Source organism: Prochlorococcus marinus XMU1412, assembly GCF_017696315.1.
Classification (GTDB): domain Bacteria; phylum Cyanobacteriota; class Cyanobacteriia; order PCC-6307; family Cyanobiaceae; genus Prochlorococcus_A; species Prochlorococcus_A marinus_AF.
Genome location: NZ_JAAORJ010000002.1, coordinates 126826 through 143396, shown reverse-complemented (window position 1 = coordinate 143396; position 16571 = coordinate 126826). Strand labels below are relative to the sequence as shown.

The window sequence follows — 16571 nt, the reverse complement described above, 5'->3', positions numbered from 1 at the left end:
TATTGAAATAACAAATCACGAACTAGGTTTTGGATATAAGTCCTTATGATGCAATTGTTGTTGGTTCTGGAGCTACTGGAGGAATAGCCGCACTTACATTGGCAGAACAGGGGATAAAAGTTTTAGTTATAGAAGCAGGGCCTAAAGTTAAAAGGCATGAAGCTAGTAATAATGAGCCTAAAAGTACATTAAAAAGATTATCAGGAGTTTTAACAAAAAAACATGCAAATCAATGCCAACATCCTGGTTATTGGAAAAATAATCCTGACTTATATTCAAATGAATTGAAGCATCCTTATGACTTCCCCCCAAAAAAGCCATTTCTTTGGAGCCAAGGCAAACAATTTGGGGGGAGATCATTAACGTGGGGAGGTATAACATTAAGACTTTCCTCAGAAGATTTTCAACCGGCTAAAAAAGACGGATTCGGACCAAACTGGCCTATTTCATACGATGAACTATCCCCTCACTATGATTTCATTGAAAATTTCTGTGGCATCTATGGACGAAAAGATGACATTAAAGAAGTTCCAAACGGTAAATATAGTGGTGAAATACCTCTTACAGAAAACGAAAATATTTTTGGCAGCAAAGTTAAATCAAAATTAAACTATCCATTTATGCAATCAAGAGGATTTGACCGTAATTCATCAGTAAAAGATAAAAAATGGCCCAAATCCTCTAGTACAGGAAGCACTTTTAAAAAGGCCTTAGATACTGGGAATGTTCAAATAATTTCAAATCACCTAGTGGAATCTTTTGAGGTTAACAAGATCACAGAGCTTGCATCAAAACTAACGATTGTAAACTTAGAAAATGGACACAAAGAAGTATTGAATTGCGATTTAATTCTTCTTTGTGCATCAACAATTTCAACACTCAGAATCCTACTGAACTCAGAATACAAATCAAATTCCTCAGGTTTTAAAGATAATTCTGGGAAATTAGGTAAATACCTTATGGACCATATATCTATCTGTAGATTTTTTTCAGTCCCAAAAACAAATAATGCAGGAAAAACATTAGATAATACTCCCGAACTTTCTGGAGCAGGCAGCTTCTTTATTCCATTCGGTTCAAATTTACCAAAAATTGACGACATAAATTTCCACAGAGGTTATGGAATCTGGGGGGCAATTGATCGATTAGGTATACCTAAATTTTTGCAAAAAGACACAAACACATCTATTGGCTTTCTTATCGCCCATGGCGAAGTCCTTCCTAGAGAAAAAAACTCAGTTTCTCTCTCAAGAAAAACAGATGAATGGGGTATCCCAATTCCCTACATTGAATTCGAATGGAGCGAAAATGAGTTAAACATGGCCAAACATATGGAAAATACAATACGAAAATCAATCACAGCTGCAAATGGAGAAATAAAAAATATTAATGAACTAATGAATATCCCATTAGGGAGTTTATTTACAAAAAAATTGATCGCATTTTCAGATAGTCCTCCTCCTCCTGGATATTACATTCATGAAGTAGGGGGAGCACCAATGGGGGTTAATGAAGAAAATAGCGTAGTCGATAAATTTAATAGATTATGGAGATGCAAGAATGTACTTGTACTAGATGGAGCATGCTGGCCCACATCATCTTGGCAAAGCCCCACACTAACAATGATGGCTTTGAGTAGAAGAGCCTGTTTAAATATTAAAAAGACTTAGAAGGTGTAAATAATTGATTTAAATAAATTTCAGAGACAGAATTATCTGTACATCCGTTTTGAACGAGAAAAGTAGCTAAAGCTGAATTTATAAGCTTATATTGATCCCAAGTTGGGTTACTTAATACGAAATCTTTCATAGTGTTATAAAGAGTTTCTGAAAGCTCTGTTTCTAAAGAGACTTTATTTGAAGAGCACTCGACAAGTTTCTTATCAGTTAAATTTGATTGGCTGATTTGGTCCATAAATCTATTTTTCTCTGCATAACTATAATGATATTTTTTTCTAAAAAAATCAAAAAATATCTGATAGAAAACTTTTCAAATTATCAAATGAGACTCATGTTATAAGTGTGTTTTTAAAAAACTTCCTTTTCAAATAAGGAAATTGAATAGATCTTAAAGAAAAGTCAACAATAATGTTGAAGTCCTGTTTTTTTTAAAAAATACTGGCAGTTCTAATCCAATGTGGATTTGGACGTGGAAAACAACCTGTAAATTGTGGAAAATCTAGCTCAAAATACTTTCAAGATTTTATATTAAGAATACTTATATATACTGAGTCTATTAAGACTAAGTCGAGAAAGAGACGGATGATTCATTGATTTTCAATGGTATTTCTTAAGATTTAGTCTTTATTAGGCAGGCGAAGCGTGACAGGTCCTAAAGGGTGTTTTGAGTTAGGATAAATACTATGGTGATGGTGATGGTGATTATGTTCATGTTGATGAGCCTCTACATGTTCATGTTCATGTTCATGTTCTAAGCTCTCTCCTCGTCCTGAGTTTGATTTTTCTTGGTTATGAGTTGGTATTTGATTTTGTATTTCACAAGCACCATTACATTCAGGATCGCATAAATCACAACTGATACCCAAGCCCTCTACATGGTCATGATGACTTTCTTGTACCATTCCAACTTCTTTTTCAAAACCAAATAAATTTGATCTATATTTACAAGTTGAACAATTCATAAAATTATTACCTTGGTTATTAAGAATCTCTTCAATCCTTTCTACAAAAGTGTCGACCACGTAAGGCTGTGACGAAAGATATTTTGCATGTATAAATGAAATATTTGGATTATTAATGGCAACTAAATCACTTTGCCTTTTTATTCTTGTGACAAGGACACCTGAGAAAAGGAAATAAGGAAAAATAATTATATTTTTATAACCAAGTCTCACAACATTTTTCAAGCCAGGTTCAACTAGAGGGAAAGTTACCCCAGAAAAAACTGTTTCCCCCCACCCTAAACCAATACCTTCTACGATCATTCTCGTAATTTTTGCAACGTTGGAATTCGCATCCGGGTCAGAAGAACCTCTGCCAACAACAACTAATAATGATTCTTCAGGTTTGAGAGTATTATTTTGTTTAAATACATCTTTAACCCTTTCACAAGCAGCACTAATCATTAAATTATTAATACCTAATTCTCTTCCATAAATTATTTCAATACCTGTTTTACTTGAATAATTCATAAGCAAGCTAGGTATATCATTTTTCACATGGCCAGCAGCGAAAAGCATTGCGGGTATTGCAATTACTTTTTTTATAGAAAGATCTCTTAATTTGTCTAGAGCATCAAGGAGTGAAGGTTTAGCGAATTCCAAGAAACCATATTCAATCAAAAAATTTGGATATCTTTTTTGGATAAACTTAGTTAATTCTTGAAATTCAGTTATGGCTAGTTTATTTCTACTTCCGTGTCCACAGATAAGTATCGCGACTTGATTATTTAACTTCGAATCTAAATTATCCAAAATCAAGTTATTACTTATACCATAATAGTAAAGAACAATATCATGTAGTGAAAAATAATAGTTTGCTTGAAGTTCCAAATATCAACTCAAAAGATGCAAAATTAAAGAAATTAATTTATGACGTTGATGAGTCCTTATTTTTTGAGGATAACTATTCTAATGAAGAATTCCAGTACCTTTGCGTATGTAGTGGAGGTACAACCTCTAGTTGTGCAAAAAATGGTTTTACAACTCTTGATCTAAGAAAAAATTACAACAAAATTCACCTAGATAGAAAAACCAATTTAGTAACAATTGGAGGTGGAGTAATAATGGGGGATCTATTAAATCATTTACAAAAACATAATCGAAGTTTTCCAATCGGACTTTCTAAACTTCCTGGAGCAGGCTATATACTCACTGGTGGAGTAAGCCCGCTCAGTAGAGCCTACGGATTAGCCATTGATAATATTGAATCAATAAAAGGTTTCCTGGGAAATGGCACATTTATCTCTTTAAAAAATAATCAAATAAGTCCAAAAGAACAATTGATTTGGGAAGCAATTAAAGGCGCAGCACCCTTCTTTTCAATTATTACCGAAATAGAACTTAAGACTATCCAATCACATCCAATAAAGGTTATTGAAGGATTTGTAAATCTAAATGAACTCTCAGAAATAATAAAACTATCAGAGGAATTTCCAGAAAATATTAGTCTTCAATGGATTTATGCCCAAAAAATTTATATATATATTTTTGCTGAACTCAATAATTTAGAGGATAAAAGAACAGAAGAAAACTTAATGCTTCTAGATAAATTTCCTGCTCTAGAAAAACAATTTTATGAAAACTTTAACAAAATTAATTTTTTTCCAAAGGAATTGAATTTATTTGAGCTGAATGCAAATAATCATTCTGAGGTAATTAGTCTTCTTGGAGAAGATTTAAAAAATGATATCCCAATTTTTATAAAATGTTTGAGTGAAATAATGGATAATAAACCTAATAATTCCTGTTATATTGCTTCTCAACAATTAGGTGGCAAAACTAAAAAGTTAAATCATGGAGCAAGCTTTTTTGTTCATAGAAAAAGTACTTGGAAACCATGGATATATGCATCATGGAAAAAAAATGATCTTCAAGAAAAAGATGTCGCTCTGGAATGGATTCATGAATCATGGAGCAAGCTAAAAAGATTTTATCCAAATATTCACTTAGCCCAATTGCATAATCATTTGAATTCTCATGAAGAAGAAATTACATTAGCCTTTGGAAATAGAATGAACGAATTAAAAACTTTAAAGAATATTTTTGACCCACAAGGTATTTTGCCTCCTCTATGAGGTAACTTCTTAATTATAAAGAAACTTAAAATGTCAAATTTCTCGAGATATTTATCTAAAAATTGGTTAGATGATCCAAAGTCAAATATCCTCTCTGGCTTAGTTGTTGCTTTTGCAATGATCCCAGAAGCAATTGCTTTTTCAGGAATAGCTGGTGTTGATCCTAAAGTTGGCCTCTTTGGTGCTTTTTGCTTATCTATAACAATTGCCATTGTTGGAGGAAGAAGGGGGATGATCACTTCAGCCACAGGTTCAACAGCTCTTTTAATGACTGGACTTGTTGCTTATGGAGAATCACAAGCTCCTGGATTAGGAGTCCCATATCTTATTGCAGCTGGAATATTAACTGGAATATTCCAAATTCTTTGGGGATATTTAAGACTTGCCTACCAAATGCGATTCGTTCCAACAGGAGTATTAAGTGGATTTGTAAATGCATTGGCACTTTTAATATTTCAAGCACAACTACCTCAGTTAGGAATAGGTATTAAGGAATCAAAAGGATTAGTTGAACAAACTATCAGTCAATATCCAATTAAGTCTCAGATTCCAGTAGTTTGGATTCTTGTAATCCTAGGATTAGTAATTATCTATGGGCTTCCAAAAATCACAAAAGTAGTCCCATCTCAACTTATCGCAATAGTAGTAATTACTCTTATAAGCATATTTTTTAATCTAGATGTCCCAACAGTTAGTGATTTGGGTAAACTACCTGATGGATTACCAAGTATTTCTCTCCCTTTTGGATCAATAGAAAATGGGAAAGTACCTTTTAGTCTTGAAACATTAGGGATAATTTTACCGACTTCCCTTGCAATATCTCTCGTGGGTTTAATGGAAACCTTTTTAACGCAAGACATTTTAGACGATGTAACTGATACAAGTTCTAATAAAAATAAAGAAGCAAGAGGACAGGGAATCGCGAATATTGTGGCATCCTTATTTGGTGGAATGGCAGGATGTGCTTTAGTTGGGCAATCTGTTATGAATACTGAAAATGGTGGCAAATCTAGATTATCAACCCTCTCCTCAGGTATATCTTTACTAATTATGATTATCCTCTTGAAGTCTTGGATTGGAGCAATACCAATGGCTGCTTTAGTAGCAATCATGATAACAATCGCAATAAGTACAGCAGATATAAATGGATTAAAAAATATTAGAAAGATACCTAAAAGCGATAGTGCAGTAATGCTTATGACATTTGCAGTTACAATGCTTACAAAACCTCATAACCTTGCGCTTGGAGTTATTGCAGGAGTTGCATTAGCAGCAATTCTTTTCAGCAGAAAAGTCGCAAAAGTTATAACTGTCTCAAAAGCTAAAGAAAATGATTTGATTACCTACAAAGTAAAAGGACAATTATTTTTTGTAAGTAAAATTTATTTTTTACAAGGATTTGATATTCATGAACATCCTGAAAATATTGTAATTGATATGTCTTCAGCTCATATTTGGGATCAAAGTGGCGTTGTTGCTCTTGAGCAAATTATTAGAAAATTCCAGAATGGTGGTTCTAAAGTTGAAATTGTAGGATTAAATAAAGAAAGTCTTAACTTATTTGAAAGACTAGGTGGCATTGAAAGCGCTCATTAAAAAAGTTAATTAAGACTAACTTGTTGATAACAAAACCAAAGCCATTGCTGAAAAAGCAAATTCCGATGAGATCTCCAAGCGGTTTTTGAACTATTTAGATCAAAATTTTCAGGAGGAGGTACATCTCCCTTTTCTTTGTCTCTTTCAATTTCACTAATAATTCTATGCACCGTATATTCAGGATGGCCTAAATGCATAAGTTGTTTTTGATCATTAGATTCAAATATTGTATATCCAACGTTTTCTCCATAAGCCAACAAATTCAATTTCCCTTCTTTTTGGGCCTTCTCCATTTCCAAATCTGGTAATCCCGCAAATCTACTTTGAGGACAAATAAACTCATCATCTTGTGTACCCATCAAAGGGTGGCCTGGAACAAGACTTTTTAAAGGGAATACCCCAAATAATTTCCTATCAAAAACTTGCTTATCAACCCCTGCCAAATACGCCAGCGCAAAGCCCGCCCAACATAATCCAAGAGTACTAGCGCAAGAATTTCTGGCTTCATTTACAATTTTCACAAATTCATCCCAATACTTAACCTCCTCAAAGGCTAGGTGTTCAATAGGTGCTCCAGTAATAATGATTCCATCTAACGATTCTGGATTATTTGCTTCTTCCCAAGTTATGTATAGATTATTTAGATGATTAAGATCCCATGTTTTATAAGAGTGAGTTTCAAGCTTTATCCAAACTGGCTCAATTTGAAGAGGGGATAAACCAAGTGGATGTAGTAAGTTAAATTCATACTGCTTGCCAAGAGGCATGATATTTAAAATACCAATCCTAAGAGGACGTATATCCTGTCTTTTTGCCAATTCTGGTTCGATCCAAGATATGTGATTTTTCTCAACATCACTAATCTTGTGATAGTTACTAGGAATTATTAAAGCCAATAAATCTCCTTTCCTATGTGATTTGTGAAAGTGCTTGTTCGAAATCTGCTTTTATATCATCAATATGCTCAATTCCTACAGAAACTCTTACCATCGTTGGAGTAACACCTGCAGATAATTGCTCTTCTTCAGATAATTGCTGATGAGTTGTTGAAGCCGGATGAATTACTAATGTTTTGGAATCCCCCACGTTAGCAAGGTGGCTCGCTAATTTTAAGGAATCAATAAATTTAACTGCATTTTCATAACCCCCATTAAGAGAGAACATAAGCATGCAACCCATACCCCTTCCAGTAGTATATTTTTTGGCACTTGAGTAATATGGATCAGATTCTAGGCCCGGGTAATTTACACTACTTACATTAGAATTAGAATCCAACCATTTTGCTAATTCAAGAGCATTAGCAGTTTGTCTTTCTATTCTTAAACTTAGAGTTTCCAAACCCTGCAATAACAAAAATGAATTAAAAGGACTTTGAGCTGATCCCCAGTCTCTCAGGCATTCAAGTCTTGCTCTTAACGCAAAAGCTATATTTCTATTATCAGGTACTCCCAAAGATTTGCAGATATCACTACCGAAACCAAAAGCGTCCCAATGAACGAGTCCATGATAAGCAGCGCTTGGCTCACTCATTAGTGGGAATTTACCATTTCCCCAATCAAAGGTTCCCGCATCAACAATAACCCCTCCGATACTTGTTCCATGTCCACCGATCCATTTCGTTGCACTTTCTACAACAACATCGGCTCCAAAATCAATTGGTCTTATTAAAGCGCCACCAGCACCAAGGGTATTATCAACTATTAAAGGAATTCCATTTTCCTTCGCCAAAGCAGAAAGTCCATCAAAATCTGGAATGTTGAACCGAGGATTTCCCATTGATTCGACATATATTGCTTTGGTTTTATCATCAATTTTATTTCTAAAACTATCGATACTATCACCATCTGCAAATTTAACTTCTATTCCTAATCTTGGAAATTGTACTTTAAATTGATTGTAGGTCCCACCATATAGAAAAGATGTAGAGACAAAATTATCCCCTGCTGTCATGCAGTTTACGATTGCCAAGAATTGAGCAGCTTGTCCTGAGGATGTTGCAAGTGCTGCCATTCCTCCCTCCAAAGCTGCCATTCTTTTTTCGAAGACATCTGTGGTGGGGTTCATAAGTCGAGTATAAATATTTCCAAATTCTTTTAATCCAAAAAGGTTAGCTCCATGCTCTGCATTATCAAAGACATAGGAACTAGTTTGATAAATGGGAACTGCTCTAGAATTTGTAGTTGGATCAGGAACTTGGCCTGCATGTAACTGAAGTGTCTCGAACTTTTGGTTGCTCAAAATTTTTTAAATAATCCTATTATCTATTTAACTTAGAAAAGTCCAAAAAAAAAACAAAAAAAAGATAAATATTTATAAATCCTTTTTTAATGAGGGGTAATTATCTTTCATATACAAACTCAAATCCTCTTTTATCACAGATCTGAGTTTCTCAATATTTGAAGCTTCAATTATTGGAAAAGTTTTATTAGCCTCGGGATCTTTTTCAGTAATTGATTTCCAATTCTTACCAACATCTTTTTCAGAGTTGTTTAAAACCTCATCAAAGTTGAAAACCTTATCGTTGTTTTTAGCTTCAAATTCGCTAAACGCCTTATTTATAAGCTGTTTTCTATTTTCGAATAGATTCTTGGCTTTTAAAGTATCTGGAAGACCCATAACTGGTTGTAATTCCTTAAGAAGTTTTATTTCCTCTTCAATTAAGAGTGTCCATACACCATGTTTATTTTTGGGGAGATTAGAATTACTAAAAATATAAATTTCATCTAGGTAAAAATTTAACCATAAATAATATGATTTTTCTTCAATAGTTTTTTTAACGGATATCTTTTTATTTTGAATCTTTGGGAGTAACTTTTCTGCTTTCTTTAAAAACCGTCTGTCTTCTATTTCTAGATTTATTAATCCCCATCTTTGGCTGTAATCCCACAAATCTTCGTATTTTGTTAAATCTTCTTGATTCCAACCAAGAGCTTTCAGTTCATGAGAACGATGTGATAATTCCTTTTTCAAAAAAACCTTTTAAAACCTTAATAATTCTAACCCTGCAATCAAGATTAGTAAATAAATGAAAAACTTAGTTTTTTGTAAATTCAACAAATAATCAATTATTAAAATAATTATTAATAATTTTCAATACATTAATATAACTTGGATTCTTTTTAGAAATTTGATTAATAGAATCATTATTCTTAAGATCATTTTCCTCTTTGTCAATAAAAAATTTCTTGTAAAAGATTTCTATATTATTAAAAAGATAATCTCCTTTTAATTTTTCATTTAGTTCTAAAGATAATTCAGACTTCACAGATTCTTGGCAAAAATTAGTGATTTCTTCTGAACTAATTAAAACCTTATAAATTTCTTTTTTTTCTTCTGAATTAGCATTAAAGCATAAATAAATCAGATTAATCATTGAACAATTATTATTTTTGATTTTGAATTCTTTATAAATGTCTGGCCAAAATTTTAAGGATTTTAGACCTTCTAAACCCCCTTGACTGAGAGAGTATTTATTACACCAATTTACAAATTCTGAGACATCTTTTGGGCATCTATTGAGTTGCAAAAGCATATCTGACAAAACTTGTCCTGCCTGGAAATTCCTTGTTGGTTTTCCTTCAGTTGGCAGTGTCATGCTCCCTAAAACATCAGCCTTAACCGCATTTAATTGAGAAAAAGTATAATCTCCTTTTTCGAAAAATTTATCATTAATTTTTTCCTTTGCACTAATTATTTCTTCACCATAACCAAGTTCCTTTAATGAAAGATATTTATTGTCTAATTTATTTTCTTTTCTAACTTGTAAAGATACTGATGCGGCCTGATCCAAACATTGTGTTAACAAAATCGTATTAATGGTAGGTAGCATTCCTGGCTTATCGGAATGAAAGTTATTTACAAAACCTGCGAATATGGATGATATATTTTTTATTGATTTTATGTATTGACATTCAATATTATGAACTCCAGGAGAAACTTGGATTTTTGGTGACAATTGATTCAAAATTCGAGCTCCTATTAAAGCAGTTAAGGCATCAGGATGACAGAAATTCGCTGTAAAACTATCATTAGGATTTCGTAAAGCTCCGTGACGATGAAATCCTGTAAAAAAAGCTAAATTTGGATATTTTTTACAGAGAATAAAAGGGTTTTTGTTTTTATTGTCAATGCAAAAAGAACCAACGAGGCAACCAAGAACCACATTTTCTCTTTTTAAAGTTTTTCTAAGTTTTAAAGCATGTTTAACATCATCTTGTATATGGTTACTGTTTGAAGCAAGAATAACAATTTCACATTCCAAAAGAAGATCTTTTAGATCAAAAGCTTTTCTTATTCCTTCTGAAGAATAATGTCCCATTCTCTTAATCTTTTCAACAGTCTCATTATCCATATCAGAAAGAACATCATTTGAGAAAGCGCCTAACAAATCTCTATCTTCCCTAGGAGCTAGGAGAATATTATTTGCTTTTCCATGCAAAGCACAGTTATATGCTAATGATGCAGGATATAAACCTACACTGTAGAATCCAACTTTGCTGTTCTCTAAATCTTCAATCAATGAATAAAAATATTTTTCATCATTCATATTTTCTATAAAATTATTTTTCATTTTTGGAAATTCTTGATAATTTTTTTAATTTCTAACCCATACCAACATTTTTCTACATTAAAGCAATTCTTGACCATAGCAAATTATTTATTGTAAATATTGAATTTTTTAATTTATAATTTCACTCAGATATAGGAATTAAATTAAAAAACAAATAATTATAAATATGGAATATATGGCAAGTAATTTAAAGGCACAAAAACAATTAATTTCTTCTAAAAATATCTTAATTATTCAAGACATTGATGGAGTTTGTATCCCTTTAGTTAAAGATCCAATGACTAGAGAATTAGAATCAAATTATATCTATGCAGTAAAAAAATTTGCAGAGGAATTCTTTGTATTAACTTGCGGGGAACATGAAGGTCCAAGAGGTGTTAACAGAATAATAGAAAGGAGTTTAAGAAGCACTACTGAGCCAAAAAACAAAGAACTATATTTAAGAGGTTTAGCCGCCTGTGGAGTAGAGTATCAAGACAACAATGGTAAAATAAGTTTTGAAGGAGTCTCAGAAAAAGAACTAAATTTTTTATCTAAAGTACCCTGTCTAATAAGACCAAAATTTAATTTTATAGTTAAGAATATTTTTCCTAAACTTAGCCAAGAAGATATCAATTTTCACGCAGTAAAATCAATATGCGAAACACGCTTTTCGCCAACGATTAATTTCAATAGCCTATTTGATTTAGTTAAAAATGATTCTGATAAAAGAAAGCTTATTCAAATTAGTTTTGAAAAAATGATGAATGAAATCATCTTTAAAGCTGAATCCGAAGGCCTTAAAAACTCATTTTTCCTGCATATTTCACCAAATTTAGGAAATAAAAATGGTAAAGAAAGAATTAAACTTTCTTCTAAAGATGATATTGGATCAACAGACATACAATTACTTATTAAAGGAGCAGTTAAAGATTCTGGAGTCTTATTTCTTTTAAATAAATTTATTGAGGATAAAACTGGTAAAGCTCCTTTTGGAAGTAATTTTAATTTTAGAAACTCTCCAAATTCTATTGCGGGAAAAATTGATTTATGCAAAAGTACCATTCAAACAGTAGATATGCCTTTAATTGTAGGAGTTGGTGACACAATAACATCAAAAAAAAATAATGGTGAAAAGAGTTTTTTGAGAGGAGGAAGTGACAGATCTTTTTTAGAATTTATACAAATATTAGGGAATGAATTTGGCATTAATAATAAAATAATTTTTGTAGATAGTAGTTCCGGTGAAGTTGAAAGACCTTCTACAAAAAAAACTGGTTTAAAAGGGATCAGTGATCTTTATGACAACTTAAAGTTTGACTTGATTTTTCAAAATGGTCCCAAAGAATATATAAGTTGGTTTATTGAACTTGCTAATAAGAGATCAAACTTTAAAAAAAATAGTTGACTTTTGAATTTTCAAATGACAATTTATAAATAATAGATCTATGAAAGAAAAATTCCCCTCAATATATAAAGAACCTATAGAAACATTGCAAATCAATATAGGTTATAAATGCAATCAGGCTTGTAAGCATTGTCATGTTAATTCAAGTCCTTTAAGGACTGAAAAGATGTCCAATGAAATAATATCTCTCATTCCAAAAATAATTGATAAGTACAAAATCAAGACTTTAGATATAACAGGTGGCGCGCCAGAACTGCACCCAGAATTTAAAAACCTAATAGCTAGTTTGAGCACAAAACAAGTTGATATTATTGATAGATGCAATTTAACAATTTTCTTTGAAGAAGGTTATAGAGATCTTCCTCAATTTCTTGCAAAGAATAAAGTAATAGTTACTGCTTCGCTACCATGTTATGAAAAAGATAATGTTGAGTTGCAAAGGGGTCTTGGGGTTTTTGAAAAAAGTATTAATGCTATAAAAATTCTTAATGATCTAGGGTATGGAAAGAAAGAAAATGGATTGCAATTAAATCTTGTTTACAATCCTGTAAGCCCAATTCTTCCACCTTCTCAGAAAATATTGGAAAAAGATTATAAAAAAATACTATTCGAAAAATATAATATTGTTTTTAATAACTTATACACGATAACTAATATGCCAATTAATAGATATCAAGAATCTCTAAGAAGGGAAGGGAAACTAAATATTTATTACAAATTACTAAAAGAAAATTTTAATGAAAATAATTTAGAAAATCTTATGTGCAAAAAAACTATTAGTGTAAATTGGCTTGGAGAAATTTACGATTGTGACTTTAATCAACAGATAAATTTCCGAGAGAATAAAGGACCAAAGACACTTTTTGATCTATTGGATGAGTCCTTTACTTTTGACTACAGGGTAGCTGTAAAAGAACATTGTTTTGCCTGTACTGCAGGTGCAGGATCAAGTTGCGGAGGGAGTTTAAGTTAATAAAATCTGTTAAATGCAATTAGGACATATAGCTCTTACGTTTAAAGAAGATTCAATTAGTTTAAACCCATTTATTTTTGCTGCAACTTTGCCTGCTTCTAAAACTTCTTCATTTTCGAATTCTTCTGTTCTACCACACCTAATACAAATTAAATGATGATGATCAGGAGTGTCATTACTAAGCAACTCATATCTGTGCCCGCCCTCACTGAGTTCTAATTCATGAAGCAAACCCATTTGCACTAAAAGTCTTAAAGTTCTATAAATTGTTGCAAGTGAAACTTTGGAGCTTGATTTAACTAACTTTTCATGTACCTCTTCAGCACTAAGATGCTTCCCAGAACCAATATTTTCAAATAAATTAAGAACCTTAAGCCTTTGAGGAGTTAACCTCTTCCCATCTTTATGTAAACCGTCTCCGAGAGGAGATGTGATGACATTGTATTGAGAGGATAATGACAATAATTAACCCACGGCTATTCTCAATAATAACTCTAGATGAGAGTAAAACAACTTTTTGCTTTAAAATGTTTACTAAAGTTGTTCAAAATACTATGTTGAATATATCTTTAAATACACATGATGAAGGGGCATGAAAAATCTTTTTACAAACTATCACCAAAAGTGAATGCTTTACTAATAATAGATGTTCAGGAAAAAATTCTAAGAGCAATATTTAACAAGGATTCAATAACCAAAAACATCAAAAAGCTAATAGAAGCCTATCAAATTTTAGAAGAAAACATTTTTTTATCTGAGCAGAACCCCTGCAAATTGGGTGCAACGATACCTGAATTATTGCCCAAAAATGGATTTAAAAAAGTTGAGAAAATGGAATTTAGCTTAGCTAATATACAAGAATTTTTAAAAGAACTTAAAAATAAGAAAATTACAAATTTGATAGTTTGTGGGATCGAAACTCATATTTGTATTCAACAAACTGTCTTAGATTGTATACAAAAAGGATTTGAAGTTATTCTCATATCAGATGCCATGGGAAGTCGAAATAGGATAGATCATGAAATAGCCTTACAAAGAATGACTAAGAGTGGGGCGATCTTAACAACAACTGAATCAATAATTTTTGAATTATGCAAAACTGCGGATAGAAAAGAATTTAAAGAAATTAGAAATATAATAATTAGTTAAAGAAAAATAAAGACTGGTTTGTTGTTTAGAGATAATTTAAAATTTTATTAGAGATAAATTTTTAGGGTTTATTTGAATATGAAATTAGTTACTGAAAACTTCCTTCTGGCAATATCTATTTTTTTTGTTGGAACTTTATTGTCGATAATAATTTCTAAACTTTTAAAAATATTTTTTAAAAAAGTCTCCAAAAGAACAAAAACAAATTTCGATGATTTTATTTTTGAGGTGATTTCTGGAATTGTAAAACCTATAGGTTTCCTCCTCTCATTTTATTTTTCAATTGACTATTTTTTTGCTGATGAAATAACTTTCATATCTGTCTTATTGAATATTTTGAAATTATTTATATTAATAATCATCATAAAAGCTCTCAATAAAGTTTTAATAAGATCTTTAACAGAATCGACCTCGAAAATCAATGATTCCTCAATTAGTTCAATGGTATCTTCACTAACTCCATTGATAAAAGCATTAACATGGACTATTGGCTCAATATTTTTCTTACAAAATATAGGTGTTCAAATGACTGCTATTTGGGCTTTACTAAGTGCGGGAGGTATCGGAGCAGGATTAGCTTTGAAAGATCCAGTTCAGGAGTTTTTTGAATATATAACAATTTTGCTTGATAAACCTTTTCAAAAAGGTGAGTTTATAAAATCTGATGGGGTCCTCGGAATGGTTGAGAGAGTGGGAGTAAGATCCTCAAGAATAAGAAGTATTAATGGAGAAGTGATAGTAATGAGCAACAGCGCCCTAACAAATGGAATAATTTCAAATTACGCCCAAATGGAAAAAAGGAGGTTAGTACATAAATTGGGAGTTGTTTATGAAACCTCTCCAAAACTTATGAAATTGATTCCAATAATAATTAAAAAAATAGTTGAAGAGACAAAAGATGCGTCTTTTGATAGATGTCATTTCACAGATTTCGGTGACTTCAGTCTTAATTTTGAACTTGTTTATTACATCCCAACAAATAATTATCTCGCTGCAATGGAAGCTCAACAATCTATAAATTTAAAAATTATTGAGGAATTTGCGGTTAATAATATAGAGTTTGCATTCCCAACACAAACTTTAAATATTGAAAGTAACAAAGCCAAATGATCTACAAATCTCTTCACTTAAAATCCATAGTTTTGAAGCCAACTCAGAATTATTTGCCTCATCACTAACCTTACTTTCTACTAATTTATGTTTTTTAAAAGATATAAGTTTATTACTTAAATGTACGTAACCAATATTATTTAAATTTGAATCAAGGACAATCTGAGAAAGAATATTTCCAGCATTTTCTATGCTTTCAGAAATTCCTAAAATATTTTTTGCAACTTTAGAGAAAATGAAATATCCAAAAAGATTAAAACGTTTACTATATCTAAAAAAACCGGAATCATCATTTGGTATTACTAGACCGGGAGCCCAAGTAATTACAGAAATCTTACTAGAGGACATTTTTAATTTTTTTTCAAGTTCTTTAGCAAACAATATATTACATAACTTACTATTTTTATAAGCTTCATCAGCATTAAAATTTAAAAATTGCCCAGTTACTTTTTTTCTAAAATCAACTAGGTTATTAAGTCCCGCTTTCTTTCCTATATTGCCACCTGAACTTTTGGGGTCGTGAACATCTGATGATGTAATGATGATTCTAGATTCTTCTTTATCTCTAAGAAAATCTTTTATGATATTTACTAAGTAAAAATGTGCAAGATGATTTACCGCAAAAGTTAATTCTATGCATTGTTTTGATACTTTAGGGTAAAAAGAGCCTGTATATTGTAATCCTGCATTTAAAACAACTACATCTACAAAAATCTTTTTACTAATAAAATAATCTTTAATTTTTTTAATATTCTCTAAATCTGAAAGATCACAATTTTCAATAATATTTAAATATTTACTAAGGTAATTTTTATTAAAATATTTCTCAATTATTTTGAGAAATTCATTTTTTCTTAATTTAGATTTTAATACCACGTATAAATTATTTTTCGTCTTCAGTAAATTAATGATGGCAAAAAGCCCTATGCCCGAATTACCTCCAGTAATTAAAATGTTTTTGTTTTTAATCATTTTACTTGCCATATATTTTTATAATAAAAAAAATATTATTAAGTATTTTTTATTTTGTA

15 protein-coding genes are annotated in these 16571 nt (G+C 31.2%); 7 read left to right on the top strand and 8 right to left on the bottom strand.

The annotated features are described in order from the left end of the window. Nucleotides 1-29: 29 nt before the first annotated feature. Nucleotides 30-1670, top strand: coding sequence for a GMC oxidoreductase (locus HA152_RS03490; protein ID WP_209133633.1), 1641 nt, complete (start codon nucleotides 30-32; stop codon nucleotides 1668-1670). On the opposite strand, the gene HA152_RS03485 is transcribed toward HA152_RS03490, so the two are convergent. Together HA152_RS03485 and HA152_RS03480 are read right to left on the bottom strand one after the other, a co-directional pair. After that, nucleotides 1657-1914 carry a DUF2811 domain-containing protein gene (locus tag HA152_RS03485; RefSeq protein WP_025900388.1) on the bottom strand — a complete coding sequence of 86 codons (258 nt, stop codon included), beginning with the start codon at nucleotides 1912-1914 and terminating at the stop codon, nucleotides 1657-1659. The genes HA152_RS03490 and HA152_RS03485 overlap by 14 nt on opposite strands. Before the next feature lie 382 nt (nucleotides 1915-2296). Continuing rightward, nucleotides 2297-3433 (bottom strand): sirohydrochlorin chelatase, encoded by a 1137-nt coding sequence (locus HA152_RS03480; RefSeq protein WP_374939236.1) that lies wholly within the window; start codon nucleotides 3431-3433, stop codon nucleotides 2297-2299. Nucleotides 3434-3480: 47 nt separating this feature from the next. On the opposite strand from HA152_RS03480, the gene HA152_RS03475 reads away from it, so the two are divergent. After that, the gene (locus tag HA152_RS03475; RefSeq protein WP_209133623.1) at nucleotides 3481-4755 is read left to right on the top strand and encodes an FAD-binding protein; all 1275 of its coding nucleotides are present in this window, start codon (nucleotides 3481-3483) and stop codon (nucleotides 4753-4755) included. A gap of 30 nt (nucleotides 4756-4785) precedes the next feature. Next, a complete protein-coding gene (locus HA152_RS03470; RefSeq protein WP_209133621.1) occupies nucleotides 4786-6351 on the top strand; it encodes a SulP family inorganic anion transporter in 1566 nt (521 codons plus the stop codon). Nucleotides 6352-6356: 5 nt separating this feature from the next. On the opposite strand, the gene HA152_RS03465 is transcribed toward HA152_RS03470, so the two are convergent. From HA152_RS03465 to HA152_RS03450, 4 genes are all read right to left on the bottom strand, one after another. Then, nucleotides 6357-7247 carry a homoserine O-succinyltransferase gene (locus tag HA152_RS03465; protein ID WP_209133619.1) on the bottom strand — a complete coding sequence of 297 codons (891 nt, stop codon included), beginning with the start codon at nucleotides 7245-7247 and terminating at the stop codon, nucleotides 6357-6359. Nucleotides 7248-7260: 13 nt separating this feature from the next. Further along, on the bottom strand, nucleotides 7261-8589 hold the full coding sequence (locus HA152_RS03460) for an O-acetylhomoserine aminocarboxypropyltransferase/cysteine synthase family protein (RefSeq protein WP_209133617.1): 1329 nt from the start codon (nucleotides 8587-8589) through the stop codon (nucleotides 7261-7263). Between the two features lie 72 nt (nucleotides 8590-8661). Next, entirely contained in the window at nucleotides 8662-9321 is a 660-nt protein-coding gene (locus HA152_RS03455) for a hypothetical protein (protein WP_209133615.1), read from the bottom strand. Nucleotides 9322-9412: 91 nt separating this feature from the next. Then, nucleotides 9413-10921, bottom strand: coding sequence for a hypothetical protein (locus HA152_RS03450; RefSeq protein WP_209133613.1), 1509 nt, complete (start codon nucleotides 10919-10921; stop codon nucleotides 9413-9415). A gap of 166 nt (nucleotides 10922-11087) precedes the next feature. Between HA152_RS03450 and stpA the strand changes: the two genes are divergently transcribed. Together stpA and arsS are read left to right on the top strand one after the other, a co-directional pair. Beyond that, on the top strand, nucleotides 11088-12308 hold the full coding sequence (gene stpA / locus HA152_RS03445) for a glucosylglycerol 3-phosphatase (protein WP_209133611.1): 1221 nt from the start codon (nucleotides 11088-11090) through the stop codon (nucleotides 12306-12308). A 40-nt stretch (nucleotides 12309-12348) separates the two neighbouring features. After that, complete coding sequence (gene arsS / locus HA152_RS03440; RefSeq protein WP_209133609.1) at nucleotides 12349-13281, top strand: arsenosugar biosynthesis radical SAM (seleno)protein ArsS; 933 nt, start codon at nucleotides 12349-12351, stop codon at nucleotides 13279-13281. Between the two features lie 9 nt (nucleotides 13282-13290). Here the strand turns inward: arsS and HA152_RS03435 are convergent, their stop codons facing one another. Then, on the bottom strand, nucleotides 13291-13743 hold the full coding sequence (locus HA152_RS03435) for a Fur family transcriptional regulator (RefSeq protein WP_209133607.1): 453 nt from the start codon (nucleotides 13741-13743) through the stop codon (nucleotides 13291-13293). 120 nt (nucleotides 13744-13863) lie between these two features. Between HA152_RS03435 and HA152_RS03430 the strand changes: the two genes are divergently transcribed. Then, nucleotides 13864-14430, top strand: coding sequence for a hydrolase (locus tag HA152_RS03430; protein WP_209134643.1), 567 nt, complete (start codon nucleotides 13864-13866; stop codon nucleotides 14428-14430). A gap of 78 nt (nucleotides 14431-14508) precedes the next feature. Then, nucleotides 14509-15540 carry a mechanosensitive ion channel family protein gene (locus HA152_RS03425; protein WP_209133605.1) on the top strand — a complete coding sequence of 344 codons (1032 nt, stop codon included), beginning with the start codon at nucleotides 14509-14511 and terminating at the stop codon, nucleotides 15538-15540. Here the strand turns inward: HA152_RS03425 and HA152_RS03420 are convergent. Next, on the bottom strand, nucleotides 15511-16512 hold the full coding sequence (locus HA152_RS03420; RefSeq protein WP_209133598.1) for an SDR family NAD(P)-dependent oxidoreductase: 1002 nt from the start codon (nucleotides 16510-16512) through the stop codon (nucleotides 15511-15513). The genes HA152_RS03425 and HA152_RS03420 overlap by 30 nt on opposite strands. Between the last annotated feature and the right edge of the window lie 59 nt (nucleotides 16513-16571).

What these genes read in the sequence shown, in the direction of transcription:
- HA152_RS03485 (WP_025900388.1), bottom strand. Translation starts at nt 1,914, where the DNA reads ATGGACCAAATCAGCCAATCAAATTTAACTGATAAGAAACTTGTCGAG.
- HA152_RS03470 (WP_209133621.1), top strand. Translation starts at nt 4,786, where the DNA reads ATGTCAAATTTCTCGAGATATTTATCTAAAAATTGGTTAGATGATCCA.
- HA152_RS03450 (WP_209133613.1), bottom strand. Translation starts at nt 10,921, where the DNA reads ATGAAAAATAATTTTATAGAAAATATGAATGATGAAAAATATTTTTAT.
- stpA (WP_209133611.1), top strand. Translation starts at nt 11,088, where the DNA reads ATGGAATATATGGCAAGTAATTTAAAGGCACAAAAACAATTAATTTCT.
- arsS (WP_209133609.1), top strand. Translation starts at nt 12,349, where the DNA reads ATGAAAGAAAAATTCCCCTCAATATATAAAGAACCTATAGAAACATTG.
- HA152_RS03430 (WP_209134643.1), top strand. Translation starts at nt 13,864, where the DNA reads ATGAAGGGGCATGAAAAATCTTTTTACAAACTATCACCAAAAGTGAAT.
- HA152_RS03425 (WP_209133605.1), top strand. Translation starts at nt 14,509, where the DNA reads ATGAAATTAGTTACTGAAAACTTCCTTCTGGCAATATCTATTTTTTTT.
- HA152_RS03420 (WP_209133598.1), bottom strand. Translation starts at nt 16,512, where the DNA reads ATGATTAAAAACAAAAACATTTTAATTACTGGAGGTAATTCGGGCATA.